17 protein-coding genes and 5 pseudogenes are annotated in these 24852 nt (G+C 42.9%); 3 read left to right on the forward strand and 19 right to left on the reverse strand.

Features of this window, described 5'->3' with window-relative positions; translation table 11 throughout:
- Position 1: 1 nt before the first annotated feature.
- The 3 genes and pseudogenes from hutH to NXM86_RS16475 form a co-directional block, all read right to left on the reverse strand.
- Positions 2-1527 (reverse strand): annotated as a pseudogene (hutH, locus tag NXM86_RS16465) (histidine ammonia-lyase).
- 113 nt (positions 1528-1640) lie between these two features.
- On the reverse strand, positions 1641-2090 hold the full coding sequence (gene hutP / locus NXM86_RS16470) for a histidine utilization transcription antiterminator HutP (RefSeq protein WP_012749025.1): 450 nt from the start codon (positions 2088-2090) through the stop codon (positions 1641-1643).
- Positions 2091-2544: 454 nt separating this feature from the next.
- Positions 2545-3768 carry an erythromycin esterase family protein gene (locus NXM86_RS16475; RefSeq protein ID WP_498958346.1) on the reverse strand — a complete coding sequence of 408 codons (1224 nt, stop codon included), beginning with the start codon at positions 3766-3768 and terminating at the stop codon, positions 2545-2547.
- Positions 3769-3901: 133 nt separating this feature from the next.
- Here NXM86_RS16475 and NXM86_RS16480 point away from each other — a divergent pair.
- Positions 3902-4768, forward strand: a pseudogene (locus NXM86_RS16480) (IS982 family transposase).
- Positions 4769-4811: 43 nt separating this feature from the next.
- Here the strand turns inward: NXM86_RS16480 and NXM86_RS16485 are convergent.
- The 3 genes and pseudogenes from NXM86_RS16485 to NXM86_RS16495 form a co-directional block, all read right to left on the reverse strand.
- A complete protein-coding gene (locus tag NXM86_RS16485) occupies positions 4812-5276 on the reverse strand; it encodes a PH domain-containing protein (RefSeq protein WP_062755920.1) in 465 nt (154 codons plus the stop codon).
- Between the two features lie 67 nt (positions 5277-5343).
- Positions 5344-5604: pseudogene (locus tag NXM86_RS16490) on the reverse strand (DUF5360 family protein); the annotation flags it as partial.
- Positions 5605-5662: 58 nt separating this feature from the next.
- The gene (locus NXM86_RS16495) at positions 5663-6835 is read right to left on the reverse strand and encodes an erythromycin esterase family protein (protein ID WP_498958347.1); all 1173 of its coding nucleotides are present in this window, start codon (positions 6833-6835) and stop codon (positions 5663-5665) included.
- Between the two features lie 213 nt (positions 6836-7048).
- Between NXM86_RS16495 and NXM86_RS16500 the strand changes: the two are divergent.
- Positions 7049-7234, forward strand: a pseudogene (locus NXM86_RS16500) (IS982 family transposase); the annotation flags it as partial.
- Positions 7235-7907: 673 nt separating this feature from the next.
- On the opposite strand, the gene NXM86_RS16505 reads toward NXM86_RS16500, so the two are convergent.
- From NXM86_RS16505 to NXM86_RS16565, 13 genes and pseudogenes are all read right to left on the reverse strand, one after another.
- A complete protein-coding gene (locus NXM86_RS16505) occupies positions 7908-8627 on the reverse strand; it encodes a putative immunity/bacteriocin fusion bifunctional protein (protein ID WP_498958348.1) in 720 nt (239 codons plus the stop codon).
- Positions 8628-9010: 383 nt separating this feature from the next.
- Positions 9011-10288: an IS110 family RNA-guided transposase gene (locus NXM86_RS16510; RefSeq protein ID WP_498958349.1), complete on the reverse strand. Its 1278-nt coding sequence runs from the start codon at positions 10286-10288 to the stop codon at positions 9011-9013.
- Positions 10289-10600: 312 nt separating this feature from the next.
- Positions 10601-10756, reverse strand: coding sequence for a hypothetical protein (locus NXM86_RS16515; protein ID WP_498958350.1), 156 nt, complete (start codon positions 10754-10756; stop codon positions 10601-10603).
- Between the two features lie 44 nt (positions 10757-10800).
- Complete coding sequence (locus NXM86_RS16520) at positions 10801-12552, reverse strand: ABC transporter ATP-binding protein (protein WP_498958351.1); 1752 nt, start codon at positions 12550-12552, stop codon at positions 10801-10803.
- Entirely contained in the window at positions 12536-13309 is a 774-nt protein-coding gene (locus NXM86_RS16525; RefSeq protein ID WP_062678529.1) for a MerR family transcriptional regulator, read from the reverse strand. The genes NXM86_RS16520 and NXM86_RS16525 overlap by 17 nt, the downstream gene beginning before the upstream one ends.
- 126 nt (positions 13310-13435) lie before the next feature.
- On the reverse strand, positions 13436-14983 hold the full coding sequence (gene pruA / locus NXM86_RS16530; RefSeq protein ID WP_062755927.1) for an L-glutamate gamma-semialdehyde dehydrogenase: 1548 nt from the start codon (positions 14981-14983) through the stop codon (positions 13436-13438).
- 108 nt (positions 14984-15091) lie between these two features.
- Complete coding sequence (locus tag NXM86_RS16535; protein WP_089096766.1) at positions 15092-16255, reverse strand: CamS family sex pheromone protein; 1164 nt, start codon at positions 16253-16255, stop codon at positions 15092-15094.
- 10 nt (positions 16256-16265) lie between these two features.
- A pseudogene (ligA, locus tag NXM86_RS16540) lies at positions 16266-18277 on the reverse strand (NAD-dependent DNA ligase LigA).
- A gap of 17 nt (positions 18278-18294) precedes the next feature.
- Positions 18295-20493 (reverse strand): DNA helicase PcrA, encoded by a 2199-nt coding sequence (gene pcrA / locus NXM86_RS16545; RefSeq protein WP_498958353.1) that lies wholly within the window; start codon positions 20491-20493, stop codon positions 18295-18297.
- A 60-nt stretch (positions 20494-20553) separates the two neighbouring features.
- Complete coding sequence (pcrB, locus tag NXM86_RS16550) at positions 20554-21240, reverse strand: heptaprenylglyceryl phosphate synthase (RefSeq protein ID WP_498958354.1); 687 nt, start codon at positions 21238-21240, stop codon at positions 20554-20556.
- A gap of 93 nt (positions 21241-21333) precedes the next feature.
- Positions 21334-21669, reverse strand: coding sequence for a YerC/YecD family TrpR-related protein (locus tag NXM86_RS16555; protein WP_062755932.1), 336 nt, complete (start codon positions 21667-21669; stop codon positions 21334-21336).
- 13 nt (positions 21670-21682) lie between these two features.
- Entirely contained in the window at positions 21683-22642 is a 960-nt protein-coding gene (locus NXM86_RS16560) for a DUF3048 domain-containing protein (RefSeq protein ID WP_498959057.1), read from the reverse strand.
- Between the two features lie 73 nt (positions 22643-22715).
- Positions 22716-24461: an adenine deaminase C-terminal domain-containing protein gene (locus NXM86_RS16565; RefSeq protein WP_498958355.1), complete on the reverse strand. Its 1746-nt coding sequence runs from the start codon at positions 24459-24461 to the stop codon at positions 22716-22718.
- 93 nt (positions 24462-24554) lie between these two features.
- On the opposite strand from NXM86_RS16565, the gene NXM86_RS16570 reads away from it, so the two are divergent.
- On the forward strand, positions 24555-24800 hold the full coding sequence (locus NXM86_RS16570) for a YgaP family membrane protein (protein WP_041269786.1): 246 nt from the start codon (positions 24555-24557) through the stop codon (positions 24798-24800).
- Positions 24801-24852 lie beyond the last annotated feature (52 nt).

Raw genomic sequence — 24852 nt, forward strand, 5'->3', positions numbered from 1 at the left:
CCTATGAATATTGATTGGTTGGTGTGATGGTTTGAAGAAAAAAGGGCCAGTCAACACCTTTCAACCATTGCGCTGTTGCTTCGATATCTTTGGAAAAGATGCGATCTTTTGTAATGGATGGAACGATATTTCGTACTGCTTCATAAAGCTTTCTCGTCTTCGGTGCCATGTTTTCCACACCGCGATACTCAACAGCTTGCATGGCACAAATCAGTTCAATCGCAAGTACCCGCCTTGTGTTTTGTAAAATGGCATACGCATGGCGGGAAGCGATCGTGCCCATGCTTACATGATCTTCTTGATTCGCAGACGATGGAATCGAATCGACGCTCGCCGGATGAGCGAGCGTTTTATTTTCGGATACGAGCGACGCTGCAGTATACTGCATAATCATCGCTCCTGACTGCAAACCTGGAGCCGGGCTTAAAACGGCGGCAAATCATTTAATTGCGGATTTACCAGCCGTTCTATTCGACGCTCTGAAATGTCCGCAAGCTCAGCAATAGCAATTTTCATAAAGTCCATCGCAAACGCAATCGGCTGACCGTGGAAATTCCCGCCGGAAATCACCTTCGCTCCTCCTTCAAAAATGAGCGGATTGTCCGTTGCTGCGTTGATTTCAATTTCCAGCTTTTCTTTTACATAATCAAGCACTTGCCAAGAAGCTCCATGCACTTGCGGGATACAGCGAAGCGAGTAAGCGTCTTGCACACGCAACTCGCCTTGTCTTGTCGTCAATTTGCTGCCCGCTAAATAATCGCGAATTCTTGCTGCCACTTCCACCTGTTGTCTGTAACCGCGGACGAGGTGCACATGTTCATCAAATGCATCAATAATGCCGCGCAAGCCTTCGATCGTCATAGCGGCAATCGCTTCGCTTTCATACGCCAGCTGTTCCGCTTCTAAATAAACCACCACTCCCATCGCCGTCATTGCCTGAGTGCCGTTAATAAGCGCCAATCCTTCTTTCGCCTTTAACGTAATCGGTGCAATGCCTTCTGTTGATAATGCTTCTATAGCGGGAACTCGCTTGCCTCGATAAAACACTTCTCCTTCTCCTAAAAGGGCAAGCGCCAGATGAGAAAGCGGAGCGAGATCGCCGCTTGCCCCAAGCGAGCCTTGTTGTGGAATGACCGGATGGATTTTGGCGTTCAATAAATCCAACAGCCGTTCAATAACGATTGGACGCACACCGGAATACCCTTTTAAAAGGGCATTAGCACGAAGAAGGAGCATGGCGCGAGACACCTCTTCCGGAAACGGCTCCCCCACGCCGCATGCGTGCGAATGAATTAAATTCCATTGCAGTTCTTCGACATCGTCAGCGGCAATCAAGACGTCGCTGAACTTTCCGAATCCTGTATTAATGCCATACACCACATTTTTATTCGCCACAATCTCTTCCACCGCTTTTCTGCTTCGCTCCACCGCCTCCATACTCTCTTTAGAAGCGATGACCAATTCATCACGGTACAATACCCGTTTTACTTCCTCTAGCGTTAACGTATGACCGGTTAAAACGACCATGTTTTCCCACCCTCTCCATCGCACTTTAGCGGAATAAAGAAGGAGGCTATATCCGCAATACACACATTGCGAATGTAGCCTCCTCATGACTAAAAAACTATAGGCTTCCTATTTTAAATATGGTTGATTCCCAATCCAATCGTTTCATGTTCCAGCCCGCGAATCGGTGCGCCAATTGTACCATATAAGGCAACGGCGATCCATTCTCCTTCTTTGCTGTTTTCATACGGGTTTCCTCGGACAACAGCGAAACGAAGACCGACGGTTCTCATTAAATCTCCTAGCTCGACCTGTCCTCTCGTTACGCCTTGCACCGCCTCAACTACCGCATGATACAGCGCGTGCATTTCTCGATATAGCTCGCCGTTTACAACATTGTTTCGCTTCGCTGCCGTTTCAACGGAAGCAACAATTTTTTGCAGTTCCATTGAACCGACTTTACCTTTGCAATAACGCCATTGCAAGTTGTCTAAATGAGCGGTGATTTTTCCTTCTTCTTCCTCTTCGAAAAGCGCCAAGAGCACCGCATTGCGGCCAATTCTTCCTTTTGCCTGCTTCAACACGCAAATCAGCACCTATTTTTAAAATTTTCTAAATAAACTAATAACTTACTATTATTGTAACAGCTTCATTCTTTTATTGTCAATTATTTTTTACCATATTTTAACAGGTTAGCAAAGTAATGAATTAACAAGCTAAAAGGGAAGGAATTTGGATTGCATTGGCGAGGCTGGGAATTAACATGATGGAAAAGAAAACATCACTAAGTTAACGCCGACATCGGTGATCATAGTAAAGACCTCTTTTCTGTCATAGGCAGCAATATTTTTCTTGAGGACCTAGACATGTCGATCCTGAACCGTGAAACGCATGGCGAACAAATTTATTGTCCGATGGCGTTTTCATTCAAGGAAATGGCAAAAAAGCTTGCTCATGTCGGAATTTTAATCCAAACCTAACTTGCTGACAAAATGACAAAAGAAATGAATAACATGTAATGCGAAAAATCTTCCTGCTTTAATTTAGATTGATGTACTTTGGAGGAGATGTTTTCGCACAAACGACAAGTCCATCGTAACAAGCAATAGGCTTGATAAGATTTAATTGCTTCCCTTCATGCATCGTGTAAGTATGCTTGAAAAGCCAACGATTTTGAGGCACTTTTCTTTGCCGAGAGATATCTAAAAAGCCAATTTCATGTCCTACTTGCTTGATTCGAAACTCGATGCTGTCTTGGCTAGGCTGCTGTACTTCATATACACTGCGATTATTTTCCGCTGCTTGCCCGCTATACATAAAAAACCCAATGGTATAGGAGAATTCCTTGATTTTGGGAGGTAAATAAGAAAATGTCGATAGAAACCCTAGTAATCTCCTAGATTGCTTCATTATATGCCCATTGTGCGCCCATATTATTATCTTTTCATTAGGAAACATCTCTTGTGCCAGCCATGAAATATTGTCAGCCATTGCCTTATTTCGGATTTTTATCGCTTTCATGAAATGGGAAGAGATCATCTGCATAAGGAAAATTCGGTTTTGCAAAATTCGGTTCACAAGCAAAAAAGCATCTTTTCCAAACTTATTTTGTAACTCAAGACTGTTTTTATCTAATAAAAAGAGGAATTCTTGATAAAGAGCCATCAATTCTTTGCATTTTCGCTTACGTTCCTTTTTGGAAATGGACGGACTACGGGAATTGACATATTGGTAAAGCATTTCTTGTTCCAACTCTACTATTTTCTCACCATAGGCCTTATCCATATTTGAAAACATTTTTGAGAGAAACTTGCCGGTAATATGATCGCTCGAAGCGGGCTGAATATCCAATCCTGTTAAGATGAGAGGCTGATTGGATAATTGTGTTTCCTTCACATAATGAAAGAGAGTCTCGACTTCCTCCGTATGCCAGACTTTAAACAAAGAATGTTTCATCCATTGCCTTATATCCAGTTGATCTTGTTGATAAAAGCATAAGCTGCAGTCACTAAAACTGCTTTCGAATGCTAAAACTCGAAACCCCAATTCTTTATGCAAGTACTTAATCATCTTTGTTTTAATCAGGCTATGCTCTGCCACACCGTGGCCATTCTCTCCCAAAAAAACGATCCGTTTATTCTGCAGTAAAGGTTTTAAAAAATACAAATCGGAATGACCATCTAATTCATGCAATTGTATACTGTATGTATGATCTTTTAACCAATCGATTTCAGAAGAAATATTACTTTTACAGTAAAACATGTGTTTATCTCCTTTTTAATAAGTCATATATACCCGTGGTGCTAGATAAAATCAGACAAGCATAAAAATAGCCCTTGCATGAGGATCTCCTTAAAATGAAAGTGCAATTAAACATTGAAAAGGAGAAGTTCCCATGCAAGAGCACTTTCATTTTAAACAGATCGGGTCAAACTTCAAAAACAAATATGCAGCGATTTTGTGTTTTGTATCCGCTCAACTATCGAGTATCCAGATTCCTCTTCAACGTCGAAATCGTCATTTGTTGAAACAGAAGGACGAGGTCATCATCGCCGTCCATGTCCTTGGAAAGTTGTTGGGCTTCACTTCCGAACGGGCTTGGCATCGGTTTGTGATTGGGAATTTGTTTCCCAAGGACTTGTTCCCTGAGCGTTCTCGGTACAACCGTCGCTGCCGAGCGCTTGGCTTTGCGATCAAGTGGATGCGGCACCAGCTTGGCCAAACGCGGGCAAACCATGCGTATGCGGTCGTGGACAGCTTGCCGATCGAGCGGTGTCATTCAGCTCGAATGCATCGCGTCAAACGGTTTCGTGGAATCGCCGATATTGGCTATTGTGCTTCCAAAAAGACTGCTTTCTATGGGTTGAAACTTCATCTGCAGGTCACCGACCAAGGGCTTCCGATGGGATATGTCGTCACCGAAGCGTCTTGTCACGACCGGGTGGCCGCTGAAACCGTTATGACGCAAATTCCACATCCGTATAACTAGGTGGCAAAGGGTATTCAGCCAAACGCTGCAAAAGAAGCTGTACGAAGAGTATTTGGGACGCCCGTTCGAAAAAATCAGCGAATTCGCCAATCGGACGCATGGAAACAGTGGATGAAGCGAAAACGCAAAGTGGTGGAAACCGTGTTTTCGATTTTAGTCGATTCGTATCGGATCACCGAGATTCGAGCGAACTCGGTTTCTGGATTTGAAACGGCGCTGGATGGTATTTTACTGGCTTACTCGCTTGTTGTTCTTGGGCTAGTTGAGCGTTAACACTCAACTAGCACCACGGGTTCTTATACATAATTTTGAGCTTTTACTCTAGTTTTGCAACACCATCTTGATTATCCAATTGTATTCGAGGGTTTACCTTTAGAAGCTGACGAATAAATTCTTTTTTGTTTTTCGGAGATATGGTGATAAATTCATATTTTCCGTAACTAATCTCAATCCTGTCCATAGATAAAGCAGGTGCTGTAAAGGGATTTTTGGTGTTGCGTACTTTATTGATTTCATCTATATTAATAGTTTTTTTATAGGGACCGCTTTGAATCTCTAGTTTTGAGTTTTCAATTTTATAACCAGTTCCAAACCATATCCATGCTAATAATATAGCAGGAACAACCATTATGACTGTTGTAACCGGTTTAGTATCCAAAATTGATGGTAGCATGATGACTCCTATAGGTTCGATAGATAAGATAGGAGGTATGATACACGCTAATATGACTGACCAAATGATTATAGTCATCCATAAATCCTTTTTTGAAGGAAAAAACATTTTCTTTCTCCTTTTTCTTAAATAAGTCATAACCGCATTTCACCAACGATTTTGATCCATCATACCTTCACAGACGGTCCTTATTCTTTTCGGCAATAAAATCTTTAATAAAAAACAACGGGTAAATCATCAAATACAAATTGGCAGCCCACCAAGTGATGTCAAAATCTTTGCGGAAAACCCAAAATGCAATGGCTTGTAAGCCAGAACAAAAAGTCAAAACAAGGGAAATCAAAGCATAGTTCATCCACGCTGGATTATTTTTATTATATTGATATATGCTGTAAAGACCCGTTATAGAAATAAAAATATCTAACGGAAAAAATGAACCTCTCCCACCTTCATTCTGTTTAGAGGAAGGGAGGCTTCTCGGGAAAAATGTTAAATTACTCTTCTCTGTTCCTCTCCGAAACATCAAAGTAAGCCGGGGAAACATATTTAAAAAATAAAATCCCATCATATTGTTGTGCAGGTACAAAGGAAGTAGGCATTCCCCCGCCTTCATAGGCCCGCCACTTTTTCTGTGCCCAGTTTCCATTGCACTGAATAAAACTATTTTGATAAGGGGAATGGTCAAGAAGGCTTTCCAAATGTTTTTTATTCGTTTTTTTTATTGGATATTCCTTACCTGTATAATCCAGCATTTTGCCTTCCTTTGCATACAACCCCAATACAAAACTTTTCTCCTTAATCGTTTGGGAGAGGTTTTCCACAAACGATTTATAGGCAGACAGGCGCTTGGCGGAAGTATTTTTGCTAATATGCATGTTATGTGCCCAAATGATAAATTTTTCATTTGGGTATATTTCCTGTGCTAAAAATTCTAGATTTTTTGCCATTAATGCATCCCGATACTCAAAAAGTTTCGAGAAACTTTTTTCTAAAGTTGCTTTCAAGTAATTTACTCTATTTTCCATCGTACGGAGGACAATTTTATAAATCTTGCTGTCCGGAAAACAATGCTGTTTGAGTTCCTCAATCAATTCCATGCCCTTACTTTCCATCTCTTCCCTTATATTTCGGCGCATTGAACGCTTGATTTTCCGTTTATCGGCTGCAATCAAAACCTCGATCGCCCGCTTTTCAAAATCGACAAACTTCTGTTTGGTCGGACCCGTTAAATAAGACTCGAGGAATTCCGAAAACAAATTCTCCTTTTTTCCTTGATAAACATCCACACCAGTAAAATACAGCGGCCGCTCCTGCTTCATTTTTTTCATATAGTCAAATAATCCAAGGACAAATTCATTTTGCCACACACGCCCAATGGTACCCGCCATAAAACGTTTAGAATCAAGTTGATCAGACAGATAATCGCCGATCATACATGGCCCCAATTCGCTTTCAAAGGCAAGTACATGAAACCCCAATTCTTCATGAAGATATTTAATCAGGCTTACTTTTGCTAGACTGTATTCTTTGACGCAATGGCTGCTCTCCCCAAGGAAGACAAAGCGTTTATGTTCCAAAATCGGCTGAAGAAACTCAAAATGATAGCGGCCCATATTCCCTATATCGATACTTTGATTTTTGACTTCGTTTACAAATAAAGTAGTCATTTGAATTTCACCTTATCTCTTTTTCCATGATTTCACCAACATCCCACACAAATATTTCCAATAGATAAATTACAACAAAATTCGTGAAATTCCTTCTTCCAATCGATAGAAATTCTAAAACACCCCTCTTTTCTTGACAAAAAGAGCTTCACAATATACTATCTGATAAACCTGTTTTATCCAGTTATCCTATTTCTAGAATCGAATAGAAATCACAGAAAAAAGTGGGCACAATGGATGCGTCGAAAACGCAAAATCGCGGAAGCCACTTTTTCAGTGCTTATGGACTCGTTTCCCATTGCATCGATTCGTGCAAACAGCGTAGAAGGTTTTAAAACAGCATTAGATGATATTTTCCCAACTTACACGTTCGTTATCCTTGGGCAAGTTGAACAATAGAGTTCAATTAGCACCATGGGTGAAAGTTTACACTAATAGTTCCTTCGCTGTCCGGGGACTTAACACTCGTGTGCTAGGTGTTCATTAAACAAGCTGACGCCTGTTGAGTACTGACGTCAGCTTACAGCTATTCTTAACCAGATAATATGGAGAGGATTGAATTAGGATTGTACCCGTGTGGAGGATGAATGGAATGCTGAATCGGGCGATTCCTCCCGGAGAACTGTGATGAAAATGACTAACAGCACAAATAGCAACCAGCTAGACACCCACATTGGAACGCTTCTAGGGGCAGGCAAAAGCAGAACGGACACAGCGGTCACCTCGGTCAATATAAGCCGACGTGCTGGTTGGAACTTTCGACACACCGCAATACAAGAGCAAGAAGCCAATCACTGTCACGACCACTGCGTAATAAACTAGCCATCGGTTACCGATAGGTGCCTAGCATCTTGGCTATTTAAACAGGAATCCTTTACCCACATATTTCTTGTATCCTAGAACACTCACAATCATATGAGATATGCCTAACAACAGTAAAACTATTAAAAAAATTGAAATTTTTTTATGAAATGTGTAATACAAACAATACCCGATTAAAATACCTGCCAATGACACATTTACAGACCAAAAGATTCTACAAAAGATGTGGATCACCCCGTTTTATGAACGACTAACTGCAAGCATATGCAAATGCATAGCCGCGAATAACAGAACAAACGGCTCCTCCTACAGAACCTGTTGCTGCTGCCCAAATTCCGCAGTGATATAAACAGACCCAAATAGAAGCGTGAACACATGGATCAAAAAATACGTTTTGAATAGTAACTGTATTTGAATTTGGACTATTGATTTGATTAGCTACCTCAAATGGAATTTTTTCCGTTAACCCTTCTCCCATAATATAACTCTGAACATGTGAATAACGATCTCCATTTATATTATAAAAAATATCCGCTTTTAAGTGTAATACTTCCTTTGTTTTTTTATCCAAAACAACTACTAAAATTCCTATATTTTTATTGTCTTTCGAATCAGCTCTCCATGCATAGTGATCAACTTGTTGGAACTTCCTTCCGTTGATTTTTAGGATGAGTGAATCCATTTCAATACCAGCACCTGTTTTTGGATTAATTTTTAGGCCTTCATCTTTTAACCACTTTATCGCTTTTTTAAATTCACTTTCATTGTGTAAAGAACTATAAGCTTGTCGAACCTTATTTTCTTCTAATATTTCAAATCCTTCAGGTTTTTCTACGACTTCCTTATTACCGCATTCACAGTCATGAAATTCTTCCGTCCCTTTATGTGCATCTGTCAAGTTCGGAAATGGGAAAATTAACCCTATTGCTATCACAAATGTCATAAGTAAAGAAAAATACTTTTTTATCATTTTTCAGCCTCCCTCTATAAATGTTGATATATCAACGGTTGTAGCCGTTTCAGAGGTGTCAAAAAAATATTTTTCGACAAAGTTCCTAACATTATTTCTTAAATATGTGTATATCTTACATTGACTGGGTACGCTTCGCGGCCACTACTGGTTAAATTTGGTTGTAGTGGGGGAAGCGTATGGATGCACCTTGGATCTCTGCATCGCTGATGATGACGAACCCTCCTATGTCTCTTGGCATCCTTGTGCCTACATTCCTTCGTTCGGTCTAGTCATCAGGCAGAGGCCGGCTAAGCTCCTTTAGGGACTCAAGGTCGAATGGATGATATCGCGCCAGCTTCTCCGTGTCATCCTTGTTGTCTAGAGAATCGAGACTATAGGCATCAAGCAGCCGTTTCGAGGCCAAAGATGTCCTGCATCATTCGCTTCGCATCGAACGCTTGGTGCTTCGTACATACAGCGTGCAATACCTTCAATAATTTTCCGCATAACACCACAATCGATTGCTTCTTCCGCAACGGATTATCAGGACGTGTCGTGTAATAGTCGTGCAGCTGCCGAAACGCTTCGTTGTGACGGATCATCGGCATCATCACCCGGAACAGAAGGGCGCGCAACCGCCTTCTTCCACGCTTCGAGATCCGTTTTTGCCCTTTGTGTTGGCCGGAGGAATGTTCCCGCAGCGTCAGGCCCGCTAATTTGATAAGCTGCCGCGGATCCTGATAATGGGAGAAACTCCCGATCTCTGATAACAGTTCTACGATGGTCGCATCGCCTAAGCCCGGAACGGTCTTCAGCCATTCGTATTCGACGGAGGTTTGAACTAGTTCAATCAGCTGTTCTGTCAATGCCTCGATCTCTTTTTCCAGCTGGCGGTACCGGCGGACAAGCGTGGCAATTTCGATACGGGCCATCTGTTGCCCTTCCGTTACGCCAATGGAGTGTTGGGCCAATTCCATCAACTTCTTCGCTTTCGGCCTTTGCGGCGATTGTAACCCCTCACTTTGCCGGTAAAGGGCGAGAACCTCTTCTAGCTCTTTTCCTGCCAGATCACTCGGAAATGGCGTATATTCCAGCACCGCGAGCGCCATTTTCCCAAATGACGGGAAAACTTGGGAAAATTCCGGAAAATATCGATCAAGCCAGCGAATCATCTGATTTCGAACTGCTCCCTGTTCTCCCACCAATTTGGAGCGAAATGTCGCCCCTACGCGCAGCTCCGCCTCCATCCCTTTCAGAATACGCGGATAGCTGAATCGGCCGTCTTTTACTAATCGGGCAATGACGAGCGCATCTTTCGCATCGTGCTTGGTTGGAAGATTGTCGTCCAGCTCTTTGGAGCGCTTCACGTGCATCGGGTTTGTCATCACGAGAGGAATGCCCTTCTCGTCAAGAAAGTAAGCGAGATTGAGCCAATAATGTCCCGTTGGCTCGATGCCAACGATCACTTCCGTTTTTTCAAATTCCTCCATCACTTTCACGATGCACTGGTACAACCCTTCCAACCCTTCTCTGGATTGCGGAACGGGAAACGATTTTTTCAGCACCCTCCCTCGCTCATCCACAAAGCAGGCATAATGCTTCTTTTTCGCGATATCCATCCCAACAACCAGCGTTTGTTCGGTGACTTGATTAATCTTCTTGTTTGAGATAGAATGCATGTATAGTCCTCCTTGGTATTCAAATTAGGGGTCAATTCACAGATTGACACCCCCGAATCATACCAAGAGGGCTTTTTTATTCAAGTCCCCGAAAAAACTTCTAACAGGAATGCTCCCTATACTCAATTATATTTATGATCCCTTGTTCCTTCACCGCCAACATCGTGTCGGAACCCCGCCATTTTTTGACGGAGTATCGACACGAAATGACAGGATATTGTAAATCAAATCACAATATAATTGTTGCTCCGCTAAAATAGAGGGGTTTTAAAAAATAAATACCCTCCCTACGTATTGTGGGAAGAATTCAAATTATCTTTCACGTTGTTGAACTTCTTCAAAAAAAAGATGAAGTCTCGATTTTGCCATTTCATGCACTTCATTGCGATCTCTCGGTCCGATCGCGATAATCTGCATTTCTACAATCCCGTCTTTTTCAACCGGATGATAAATGTTTCGTAAACTCATCGCGAAGTCGCACCCGTCACGCCCCAAAAAAATTTATTTTTTGTTTACTCTGACATTGTTTGTAGTTGTTGTTCGGCCAGTTCTCTGTAGAGCGGATGAGTTTGCAGCAATTCGCTGTGTGTTCCGACCCCAGTGATGGTCCCATTCTCTAATACAACGATTTGGTCTGCATTGACAACGGTTGAGAGGCGATGAGCAATGACAAGTGTTGTTCTTCCTTCCATCAGCCGCTGCAAGGCCTTTTGAACAAGAACTTCCGATGAGCTGTCCAGGTTTGAGGTTGCTTCGTCAAGGAGAAGAATTTTCGGATTGCGTATAAGAGCGCGGGCAATGGCAATTCTCTGCCGCTGTCCACCTGATAATTTGATTCCCCGTTCCCCGACTTCCGTCAAATATCCGTTTGGAAGCCGTTCGATAAATTCCGCTGCATTTGCCAGTTTGGCTGCCCGTTCTATTTCTTCATCAGTCACGTCTTTATTTAGCCCATAGCAAATGTTGTCGCGGATCGTTCCTGACATCATTGGACTTTCTTGAGAAACATAACCGATTTGACTGCGCCACGAATACAAGTCAAAATCTTCAATATTGGTTTCCCCTAGCAATATTTCTCCTTCATCGGGTGTGTAAAATCGTTCTAACAAAGCAAACAATGTCGTTTTTCCGGCGCCGCTCGGACCAACAATAGCTGTTGTTTTCCCTGAAGGAATAGTGAGCGTTACTTGTTTGAGTACAGGCTCCCCTTTTTTATAAGAAAAGGAAACATTTCGGAAATGTATGTCTTGCTCAGGATTTTGCACCGCAGGCAAGCTGCCGCTTGGTTCTTTCTCTAAAGATAAAATGCGTTGGATTCGTTCTGTTGCGCCCATTGCTTTTTGAAATGAAGTGAAAAATACAGCCATCTGACTAAACGGAACAACGATTTGAACCATGTAAATAATGATGGCGACAAGCGAGCCGGATGAAAGCGTGCCTGAGGCTACACGAACGCCGCCATAACCGATTAAAACGACTAAAACGAGCATCATCACAAATGTCATAAACGGGGAAATGACAGCCTGTATTCTCGCTTCTTTCAGCCCAAATTGAAACAAATGAAAAATCCCTAGTTCCCCGTTTTTTTGCTCCTCTTTCTCTGCACAATAAGCTTTAACAAGACGAATATCGGATAACACTCTGCCAAGATTGGCTGAAAAACTGGCCATTTCATCTTGGGTAGCTTTTGAAATTTTGTACATTTTTTGCCCAAGCGGCCAGAGAATGAGGAGCGAAACTGGAACGGCCGTCACCATCATAAGGGTCATTTTCCAGTCGATAATAAGGAGAATGCTAACAGCCCCTCCGACCGAGATCAATCCAGTCAGAAACGTAACTAAATGTTGGGTGATTAGCATTTTTACCGTGTTGGTATCTTGAGTAATTCGGCTCATCGTTTCTCCAGATTGGTGATTGTCGAAAAAAGAAATAGGCAATAATAAAACTTGATTCCAAACCTTTTTACGAATCGCCGCCACCACATATTCCCCAATATAGGTGAGGAAGTAATAAGAAAAGCCGGAAGTGATCGTTTGCAAAATAAATGAAGCCGCAAGTAAAATAATAATCGATGGTTCTACCGTAGATGCAGCGATCTGGTCAACAAGAGATTTCGTAAACCATGGTACGATGAGTCCAACCCCTGTCTCGATCAAACTAAGAGTAATAGCAGTGACAAAAATCCATTTTGGCGGATTCGTGCTCTTGATTAACTCCCAGAAAGATTGCCAATTGTCTATCGGCATATCACGATTCTTCTTCATTCCAATCTACTCCTTCTTTCGCTAAAAATATTTCTATAGCTTTTGCCACCCATTCCTCTTCTTCTTTGGAAAAAGGAGATGAAAACAGCATTGGCTCTTCTGCAAGTTCATCCCCTTTCCAATGAAATAGTGATAAATCTTCATCGAAAACTTCTTTTGCAACTTCTTTTGCGATAGAGAAAAGTTTTTCTATCAGCGATTGCACATCGTTATCGCTCGGATCTTTTCCATAGCACTCTTTTAGCTTTTCGAAAATTTCAAGCAGCTTCTTCCCATATTCCAACTGTTTTTCTTCGCTAATGTCAAACATTTTTTCCACTGTTTCATCTGGCATAAATTGTTTCAGCCATTCTTTATGTTTATTTTCCATTTGGATAGAGTTAATCAGCATGCAAAACATATTCGGATCAACCGTTTCTCGTTCTTCGATAAGATGCTGGGCATGCGTCACTGCCTTTATGACACGGTCAATATGTTCACGCTTTTGCAGCAAAAGCTTTTTTTGAAAAGCAAGCGATTCTTTTAAATCCCATTTTTCTTCTTGCATAAAATTTTTAATTTCCTCAAGGGAAAAACCTAAAAACTTCAGTGCCACAATCTTTTGCAATGCAATGATCTCATCTTCACTGTAAAATCGGCGTCCAGAACTCGATACATGCGATGGTTTCAAAATCCCTATTTCATCATAATAGTGAAGAGTTCGTATTGTTTGGCCTGTTTTTTTCGCAAACTCACCGATTGGATACACCTTCTTCATATTTCTCCCCCCTTCTGACACTATCATAAAACTTCACGTAACGTGAGAATCAATAAAAAATGTTTAAATTCAAGGAACCGCGCCAGCACAAAAAACCCTCCCTGCCTGCGCAGAGAGGGTTTTTCATTAAAACATTTCTGATACTGTTTTTGCTTGCATATGAAGAATTAAGTAGTCAGGGCCGCCCGCTTTCGAGTCGGTGCCGGACATGTTGAAGCCGCCGAACGGTTGGTATCCAACGATGGCGCCTGTGCAGCCGCGGTTGAAGTAAAGGTTGCCGACATGGAATTCTTCGCGCGCTTTTTCAAGGTTGGCGCGATTGCGGGAGATGACGGCGCCAGTTAAGCCGTATTCGGTGTTGTTGGCGATTTCAAGCGCATGATCGAAATCTTTCGCTTTCGTAAACGCGACAACTGGACCAAAAATTTCTTCTTGCATGATGCGAGCATTTGGATCGACATCAGCAAATACGGTTGGTTGAATGAAGAAGCCTTTGGAATCGTCCCCTTCGCCGCCTGTCATGAGACGTCCTTCTTTTTTGCCGATTTCGATATATTCCATAATTTTGTTGTATGCCGATTGGTCGATGACTGGACCCATAAATGTGCTTTGTTCCGCTGGATCGCCGACTTTTAATTGCTTTGTCAACTCCACAACGCGATTTAATACTTGATCATACACATCTTCGACGATAATGGCGCGCGAGCAAGCCGAACATTTTTGGCCGGAGAAACCAAACGCAGATGCGACAATCGATTGTGCCGCTAATTCTAAATCCGCTTCTTTGTCGACAACAATACCATCTTTACCGCCCATTTCGGCGATAACGCGTTTGAGCCAAATTTGGCCTGGATGCACTTTCGCCGCACGCTCATAAATGCGGATGCCGACATCGCGGGAACCAGTGAAGCTAATAAAGCGAGTGCGCGGATGGTCTACTAAGTAATCGCCAACTTCCGCACCGCTTCCTGGAATGTAGTTTAATACTCCCGCAGGAAGCCCTGCTTCTTCCAATACTTCTGCGAATTTGTAAGCAACTACTGGGGTAGCGCTCGCTGGCTTGAGCAGTACCGTATTGCCGGTAACAAGCGATGCGACGGTCGTACCAGCCATAATCGCAAACGGGAAGTTCCACGGCGAAATGACAACGCCGACGCCAAGCGGAATATAGAAGAAACGGTTTGTTTCGCCCGGGCGGCTTTCTACTGGAATGCCGTCTTTTAATTTCAACATTTGGCGAGCGTAATATTCCATAAAGTCAATCGCTTCCGCCGTATCCGCATCCGCTTCTTTCCACGGTTTACCCGCTTCTTTTACCATCAATGCCGAAAATTCATGTTTGCGGCGGCGCACAATCGCAGCAGCGCGGAATAAAATATCTGCACGCGCCTCCGGTTTTGTTTTGCTCCACCATTTAAACGCTTCATCGGCAACTTTCATCGCTTTTTCCGCAAGTTCTTTATTCGCTTTCGACACACGGCCGATTACTTCTGTCTTATTCGCAGGGTTAATTGAAACGATTTTCTCGTCGGTTGTAACCCGTTCACCGCCAATAATTAAAGGATAGTCTTTGCCAAGTTCCGCCTCGACTTTTTTCAACGCTTCTTCAAACGCTTTTCGATTCGCTTCTACGGTAAAGTCTGTAAGTGGTTCATGCTTATAAGGTTGTACCATCAATGATTTTCCCCCTTTGGTCAGATTACGAAAAAAGCGTTTACAGCCTACATCTATCATTCTAACGGATAAAGAAACGTTATTCAATTTTTTGCAAAAGCAAAAAAATTATTGGTAAATATGAACAAAAGGTTGATCTGCCTTCGCTTGACGAATAATAATGCTTTCCGGTCCACCTACAGAAGAAATATAGACGTTTACATTAATATAATTCGGAAACTTTTCCATGACCAGGCCTGTAACATATTGGGTAAATCCTATCACTTCCGCTTTTCCGTAAAACGGCATCGAGATGTTAATCGTCAGCTGTTGCAGTTGATCATTACGGTATAGCGCTTTTCCGACAACTCCTGTGTAATTTGGGAAAAATTCCTCAATATCCGATTTAAAATTGTTAAACTTTAACCAGTCATCCCGATGGTTTTTTTGCGCTTCATCGGATGGAAATAAATAGTACTCTTCATGAATGGCTTTCCATTCGTCAATCGTATCGCTTCCTTCATCCACATGCGCAACAGCGAAAAAGTTGCCTGGAATAACCGAAGATTTTGGCGCTTGTTTGAACAGCGCGATCGTAATCGGAACCTCTTTCAACTCTTTGATATGGCGAAGGCGGGAAAGAACTTCCGCTGCGATTCGTTTTCCTTCCTTTTCAATAACATCATCTTTGATTTTTACCTCGCGCGGATAGCCTTGTTCCGTTTCGTAGTAATGAACGGAATTTAATGCTAATCCAATGGCTACTCCGCCTAATTTTACTTTATTGTCACTCGTTTTGACTAAATAATCATGCTCCAAAATGCTTGCTAAATAAATCGGGCTTTTTTTATTTTTTTCTTCATTCGTTCCGCTGTCGCTAATAGGTGGATTTAAGCCGACGTTTTCGGAAGGCTTCATCTTTTCTCTTTTTAGCTGACTAGGAGTCCGTTCTCTTTTCAGCCAACGTTTCACCGTTTTTTTATCTAAGTATTGCCCTTCTTGGAATAAATATTCTTCTGGAGAAAAGCGGTCTTGTGCTACACGCATAAGCCCTGTTTCAAATTCATCCACATCCAAACGGGTATTTAAATCTTCTACTACTTCTCCCCGTGCTCCTGAGACTTTAAACGGCAGCACAACACGGTAATAAGAATCGGAAATGTTATATTTTGGAATCACTGCTTTTTGCTCCTTATTGTCTTTCTTCTGTACTACCTCTTCCTCATCAAATTTTGGAGCGCAGGAAGAAAGGAAAAGAAGAAGTGCAGTGAATATGATCATCCGTTTCTTCATTTTTCCACACCTACTTATTTTGTTCAATTTCTTGAAGAAATCTCGCTTCATCCCAAATCTCGATGTTAAGCTGCTGTGCTTTCGCAAGCTTCGAGCCTGCATCTGCTCCGGCAATGACTAAATCTGTATTTTTGCTCACACTGCCAGTGACTTTGCCGCCAAGCTGTTCAATTTTTTCTTTTGCCTCATTGCGCGACAATGATTCAAGTTTTCCTGTTAATACAACTGTTTTTCCTGCAAAATATGAATGAACATCGCCAGGTTTTGGCGTTTTCGGGCCCTTGTATTCCATGTTGACACCGTAAGCGCGCAGTTCGTTTAGAAGTTCTTTTACTTCCGGTTTCGCAAAATACGTGACAATCGAATCAGCCATTTTTTCACCAATCTCGTGAATTGCCATTAATTCTTCTTTTGTCGCTGTTTGCAGACGATCCATTGTTTCAAAATGTTCCGCTAACACTTTGGCGGCTTTTGCGCCGACATGGCGAATGCCGAGACCGAAGAGAAGACGTTCTAGCGAATTTTGTTTGGACGCTTCAATGGCATGGAGTAAATTGGCTGCCGATTTTTCCCCCATACGTTCTAAAGGGATGAGCTGCTCCTTCGTCAATCGATAAATATCCGCAACATCATGAATGAGTCCTTCACGGAATAGCTGGGAAATGACCTTTTCGCCAAGTCCCTCGATGTTCATCGCTTGACGTGATACGAAGTGAATTAATCCTTCGCGAATTTGCGCTGGACATTTCGGGTTAATACACCGGAGCGCCACTTCACCATCTAAACGAACTAGTTCACTTGCACATTCCGGGCAATGGGTCGGCATGACAAACGGCACTTCTTCTCCCGTCCGCCGGTCTGGCACGACATTCACTACTTCTGGAATAATATCCCCCGCTTTTTTGATGATGACCGAATCACCAATGCGGATATCTTTCTGGCGAATAAAATCCTCATTATGAAGGGTGGCGCGTTGTACCGTTGTACCTGCAACGCGCACCGGCTCTAAAATCGCTGTCGGGGTAACGACTCCTGTGCGCCCGACGCTTAATTCGATGCCAATCAGTTTCGTTACCACTTCCTCAGCCGGGAATTTATAAGCAATGGCCCAACGCGGACTTTTCGCGGTCGCACCTAGTTGTTTTTGCTGCTCAAATGAATCCACCTTCACTACAATCCCATCGATTTCATAAGGTAGATGCGAGCGTTTTTCATGCCATTCATTCACAAATTGAATGACTTCATCGATATTAGCACAGCGGCGGCGTTCCGGGTTTGTTTTAAACCCAAGCTGCTGCAAATAATCGAGCGCCGCGCTATGAGAATCAATTCCTAATTCTTCCGCGTTGGCAAGGCCGTATACAAATAAATCCAGGTGACGCGATGCGGCGATTTTCGGATCCAACTGACGCAAAGAACCTGCGGCGGCGTTGCGCGGATTGGCAAACAGCTCTTCCCCGCGATTGCGTCTCTGTTCGTTCAATCGCTCAAACGACGCTTTCGGCATGTAGGCTTCGCCGCGCGCTTCTAATGTCACGGGTTCGTTCAGACGAAGCGGCAAGGAACGAATCGTTTTTAAGTTCTCCGTAATATCTTCGCCGGTCACCCCGTCGCCGCGCGTCGCTCCTTGGACAAAATAGCCGTCTTCGTAGCGGACGGAAACAGCCAGCCCATCGATTTTCAGCTCGCACACATAGGCGACATCATCGCCGACTTCTTGACGCACACGGCGGTCAAAATCGCGCAAATCACCTTCGTTAAACGCGTTCGCAAGGCTTAGCATCGGCGTGCGATGTTCCACTTTTGAAACGCATCTAACGCCTGCCCGCCCACGCGTTGCGACGGAGAGTCTTTCGTTTTTAAATCCGGATATTGTTCTTCTAATGCGATGAGCTCTTGCATCAGCCGATCATATTCCGCATCCGGTACAGACGGACGGTCCAGAACATAGTATTCATAATTGTATTTATTTAAAAGCTCTCGAAGCTCTTCGATTCGTTTCATCGCAGCTTGTCGGTCCATTTTCGGTTTCTCCTTTCTTACACCTTTGTAATCGGAGCAAATTTCGCAAGCAGCCGTTTAATACCAATCGGGCTTGGGAACGCGATGTCAAGCTCTTTATCCTCCCCTTCTCCGCGAACGCTGACAACGGTGCCGATTCCCCATTTTTTATGTTCGACTTTATCTCCAACTTTCCAAGGGATCGCTTCTCCGCCAGTAGAAGAGGCGATTGCGATTTTACGGACAGTCGTTTGTTTTCCCGCCGCGGCCGATGTCCATGGCGTTCTTTTGTTTACCCGTTCCACTAGCTCTTCTGGAATTTCGCGAATAAAACGGGATACCGGATTTATATTTGTATATCCAAACAATGTCCGCATTTGCGCGCTCGTTAAAAACAGCTCTTCTTCCGCGCGGGTGATCCCGACGTAAGCGAGGCGACGTTCTTCTTCCATTTCGTCTCCATCGTCAAGTGAACGGCTATGAGGAAAAATACCTTCTTCCATCCCGATTAAAAAGACAACCGGAAATTCCAGCCCTTTTGCCGAATGGAGCGTCATTAACACTACCGCATCCTGATTTTCGCCGTTTGTTTCATTTAACTGATCAATGTCAGAAATTAATGCCAAGTCTGTTAAAAACGCAATTAATGACTTATCTTCGCTTACATTTTCAAAATGTTTCGTTACCGATAAAAACTCATCGATGTTTTCTAATCGGCTTTGCGCCTCCAACGTTTTTTCCGCTTTCAGCATCTCTCGATAACCAGACTTGTCCAACACTTCTTCGACTAGTTCTGTGACAGAAACATATTCTTGCAGCTGCGCCCATTGTTCGAGCTGACGTCGAAATTCGATCAATGAAGCAGCGGTGCGGGCAGAAAGTCCGATATGTTCTAGTTCACCGAGCGCTTCAAATACCGATAATCCGTTTTCGGAAGCATAGCTTACGATTTTATCGATCGAGGAAACACCGATGCCGCGTTTCGGCACATTAATGATGCGCAGCAAACTAATATCATCATTCGGGTTTGCAATCACCCGCAAATATGCCAAAACATCTTTAATTTCTTTACGGTCATAGAACTTCAAACCGCCGACAATTTGGTAAGGAATGTTCGACTTCAAAAGCACTTCTTCCATGACCCGCGATTGAGCGTTCGTGCGATATAAAATGGCAAAATCAGAATATCGGCGTTTTCCGCTGTCCACATATTCTTTTATTTTACCAACAACAAATTGCGCTTCATCCGATTCGTTCATCGCTTCGTAATAGACGATTTTTTGTCCTTCCGGGTTTTCCGTCCATAGTTTTTTCGGCTTACGGTTCACGTTGTGTTCAATGACTTCGTTTGCCGCTTGTAAAATCCGCTTGGTGGAGCGATAGTTTTGCTCAAGCAAGATGACTTTCGCGTTCGGATAATCTTTTTCAAACGATAAAATGTTTTGAATATCTGCTCCGCGCCAGCGGTAAATCGACTGATCCGCATCGCCAACGACACATATGTTTTTAAAACGCGACGCAAGCATTTTGACAAGCACATATTGCGCCCGGTTTGTATCTTGATACTCGTCAATATGAATGTATTGAAATTTATATTGATAATGTTCCAACACTTCCGGCACACGCTCAAACAATTGAATGGTTGTCATAATTAAGTCGTCAAAATCGAGCGCATGGTTGCGCAAAAGCCGCTTCTGATATTCTTCGTATACGTCGCTGACGATTTTTTCATAGTAGCTGCTCACCTTTTTCGCGAACTTTTCAGGGGTGAGCAATTCATTTTTCGCATTGCTGATCGTGCCGAGTATCGCGCGTGGATCAAATTTTTTCGGATCGATGTTTTTTTCTTTTAAAATATTTTTTAAAACAGAGAGTTGGTCGGTCGTATCTAAAATGGAAAAATTGCGGTCAATGCCGATGCGATCAATATCGCGGCGCAAAATGCGGACACACATGGAGTGAAACGTGGAAATCCAAATTTCCTCGGCTGCTCCGCCAAGAAGTCCCTGCACGCGTTCCTTCATTTCACGCGCCGCCTTATTTGTAAATGTAATCGCTAAAATATTCCACGGTGCGACGCGTTTTTCCGCCATTAGATAAGCGATCCGATGCGTCAATACACGCGTTTTCCCGCTCCCCGCCCCCGCCATAATGAGAAGCGGCCCTTCCGTCGTCTTTACCGCTGCTTGTTGCTGTTCATTTAAGTTAGCGAGTAATTTTTCCGACAAAAAATTCATATTGATCACCACCAGAAAACATATGTTCTATTTTACACCACTTTTTTCATATCGACAAATTTACTGTTTCACTGCTTTTACGGTCGCAAGCGCCTTTTTTATATCTTCGTAAATGACATTGCCTACGACGATCGTGTCAGCATATTGTGCCATTTCTTTTGCCTGTTTTTCCGTTTCGATTCCGCCGCCGTAAAACAATTGCGTTTGTTTCAACACATGTTTTACGCGCTGTACTAGCTCAGGATTTCCGTATGAACCGCTATATTCTAAATAAAAAATTGGCAGCCGATACATATGCTCCGCTATGCGCGCATACGCAACAACATCATCTTCTTGAAGTTCCGTATTCGCATCCGTAAGCATTGCTGCTTTGCAATTTTTATGTAAGATGCAATACCCTTCCATAAAAATTTCATCCCAGTTCATCATGTCGCCAAATTGTTTTACCGCTTCATGATGCAAATCGATAATCCATTTCTTTTCGCGGCTGTTTAATACCATTGGGACAAAATAAAAATCAAATCCCGGTGTCACTGACTCAAGATTTGATATTTCCAGGACACATGGAACGGAAAAACGGCGGATTCGCGCCAAAAGCTCCAGGACGTTTTCCAATGTAACATCGTCCGTTCCGCCGACAATGACTGCATCTGTTCCTGATTCACAAATGCGTTCAAGCTGTTCGTCACTAATTCCTTTGTTTGGATCTAACTTAAACACATGACGCCATTGGCGAATATCGTACATATAGAAAACCCTCCATTGATTTATCCATTTTTTCATTATAACAAATCGGCAAAAAGAAAAGGAGTTCCTTTTCTTTGGAAGGAATCTCCTTGCTTACTTCTGTTGTGCGTTATTTGCTTCTTCGGAATGTTGTTTCTCTTCTTCTTTAATGCGGTCTAACGCCATCGCATAAGCGTCGTTTCCATAGTTTAAACAACGTTTCACGCGTGAAATCGTCGCGGTGCTCGCTCCTGTTTCCGTTTCGATTTTATGATACGTATATCCCTCGCGAAGCATACGCGCTACTTCTAGGCGCTGTGCTAGCGATTGAATTTCATTGACCGTGCATAAATCGTCAAAAAAGCGGTAGCACTCCTCTAAGTCACGCAGGGAAAGAATCGCTTTAAACAGCTGGTCCACTTCCCTGCCGCGTAATTTATCGATTTGCATAATATTTCCTCCCTTACCACTTTACTATGTTTAAGTCCGGAACAACATTGATCCACGTTTTGCCTGGCATAAAGCCGACTGGTGCTCCATTTTCATATGGCAAAATGCGCCCGTTCACATTTTCCCATTCGATTTGTTTGACGATTCCGTTTTGAAATAAATATCCGCTTCCGCCAGAAACTAGATCAATACTGCGTCGCCCCGATGAATCGATAACATTATGCTTCGCCGCAATAACCAATACGTTTTGAATTTGGATAGGATCATGCGTATCATAATCAATGGTTTGTTCGCCCGCACTATAGCGGAAATAGCTTTTTTGATCCGGCACATATTTGTACTGCACTTGAGCATAGCCACGGTGAGAATACATAATGTCGATTTTGTCCACCTGTTCTCCTTTCGGGGCATCGATGCGAAATGGAAGCGGATCGATATGGTCTTGAAGCAAATATCCTTTCTCAGCCGCTCCCTTTTTGATATTGGCAAACGTGATATATGAATTATGCGGCGCTGTTCGAAAGGAAACACGCTTAAACAACGTTCCGTCGTAAAACAAACCGTTTAAATAATCGGTTGTCCCTGATTCCAGCATCGCTTTTGCCTCTGGACTCCAACCGTGGCAAACGTAAAGCGCATGATAACCATTGCTTAGCTCGATATAGTAGTCGCGCGCACTGCGCACAGGGCCTACTTTTTTCGGAAATTCGCTTTGATATAACGCTAAAAGCCGTGTAATATCCCCTTCAGCGAGCACCTCATAAACGATATCTGCCTTTTGCAGTCCTGACTGTGGCCGCGCTTTTGGATGATTGTTCACCATTACCGCAATAACGCGATGGTTCACCGCTCCTTCCGCTGGCAGCCCGGTTAGCGGAAACACTTCCTGTGTGGAAATGTTCTGTTGTTTTGGTGTTTCTACGGGCGACGGTTTCGGCTGAGGTGCTTTTAATTCATGCATACAACCGCCCATAAAAAGGTACAGCGCACTAAATAAAACAAGCCAACGTTTTCTCAACAGCCACACAACCTTTTTCTTTTCTATTTTAACGCATTATCGGCGGAAAGAGTACTGTTTTGTTCATTACATCATAAATTCCCCGTTGTGTAATACGCACATACGGCAAATGTGTCGATTGTAAAAAGAATAGCGAATAAATTGGATCCACAAAACGATATCCGCGCTGTTTTAATAATTCAACGAACTTTTTCTCCTCATCGATCAGCTGTTCTACGCTTTGTTTCGACATCATGCCATGGAGAGATAGCGGAATTTCGTGAATGATTTCACCATTTTCCACTAATACAATTCCGCCACCGATTTCACTCATTCGTTGGAAAGCAAGAAACATATCCTTCTTGCTTTTTCCGATTAAAATAATATCCCCTGTAGTCGAATAGGAGCTAACAAGTCCGTGAACACCAGCAGCGAATCCTTTCAATATCGTATTGACACGCCATTTCCCATGGCGATCCATCAGTACTAAAAAGCTTTCATCATGATCGGTGGACAGTTCGTCACGAGAAGTATCGATCGAAATTGAATATGGCTTCATAATCACCGAGTTTTCCATATACATTCCTATTGGCATCGAAAATTGTAAATCATCCATTGTTAAATGCCAAGATAAGCGAAGCGGCTCCATTCCATAGTCGCTCCACGAGATCGATGGCCATGTAATCGAGTCCTCTCCCTCTCTCTTTACCCATTGTCCTTTCGCAAGTACTTGCACAGGGGTTGGATCTTCTTTCGCACGCAAAAAGTTAATGTTTGCTATTCTTCCTGTCGCAATGCTTCCGTGAAGGTGCTCTATTCCGTAATGGCGAGCAACGTTCACCGTAGCCATATTGTATGCGTCAATAACAGGAATACCATGCTCCAACGCAATGCGAATCAAGCGGTCCATGACTCCTTCTTCATAAAACGATGGCGGCGATCCGTCCGTCGTGAGAATCAACTTATCATACTGATGAATGCCAAGTTCCTTTATTTCTTGTAAAAGCATCGGTAAATCTGGTCGAATGGACGAATGGCGTAATGACACGGTATATCCGTGCAAAAGCCGCATATATACTTCTTTGCCTGTCATCGCTTCATGATCGCTATCAGCACCAAGAAGCATCATTTTTGTAAGCGTTTTCTCAGAAGCACCAGGAAAATGCCCTTCAATTTTTCGTCTTAACCGCTTTGCTTCTTGAATCCAATGAAGTATCAGATCATCCCCAGCAAGAAGCTTCGGCCAGCCTGTTAGCTCGCCACCTTGCAATACCGTTTCCTGTTCCAGCCACCGCTTTACTCTGGCGTTGGATAACTGTTCTTCTTCTTTCTCCAGCTCCGTCTGTCCATCCAATCGACACCACCAGTACATCGATGACGGAAGCGCATTCATTTTCTTTAAAAAAGAAAAGGCTTGATCATCTGATAAGTGCAACAAAAAGAATAAATTATCGTTAATCAATGTTGTCGTTCCATATTTCGATGCATAGTGCGCAAACGAATGGGGATTATATAATTGAAATGGATGTGCATGTGGTTCAATATAACCAGGAACTAATATATAACCGCTGCAATCGATGATTTCACATTGATCATCGACCCGATCGGGAAACCGTTCCCCGACATACACAATTCGATCATTGTATATCCAAATATTTCCTTTCAACCATTCACGAAAATACGAATGTAAATAAGTCGCGTTCGTTAACACTTTTGTCGGTGATTTTTTTCCATCAATAATCGCAACATGTTCACGCAATTCGTAACTTTTCCAACGATAACGTTGTTCGCTCATCTATATCTCGTCCCCTTTTTTCCTAATCATGCCATGTAATCATTTTACCGCATTAAAGTCGCTTTCACAATGAAAAAGGAGGGAAAAATGGAGATGGCTAATATCGGTATCGTCAATGCGCTCATTCGTATTACTTTTGGTTTGACCATGCTTGCATGGGCAACGGCAAAAATGACAAGACGGCCTTGGTGCGCTTCTTATCTCATTGTTGCGCTGCTTGCCGCAATGAAAGTAGGAGAAGGGATTACACGTTTTTGTCCAATGACCGCTTTATTTGAAAATAATCGCCGTGAGCAATCGATACGTATAAAAGATGAAACGATGTTCAATCCTACTTAAAAAAGAGACTGGCGCTTGATGACGCCAGTCTTTCCGAAGGAGTGTTCGAAAT

This window comes from Geobacillus sp. CX412, from assembly GCF_027942335.1.
In the GTDB taxonomy this organism is placed as follows: domain Bacteria; phylum Bacillota; class Bacilli; order Bacillales; family Anoxybacillaceae; genus Parageobacillus_B; species Parageobacillus_B toebii.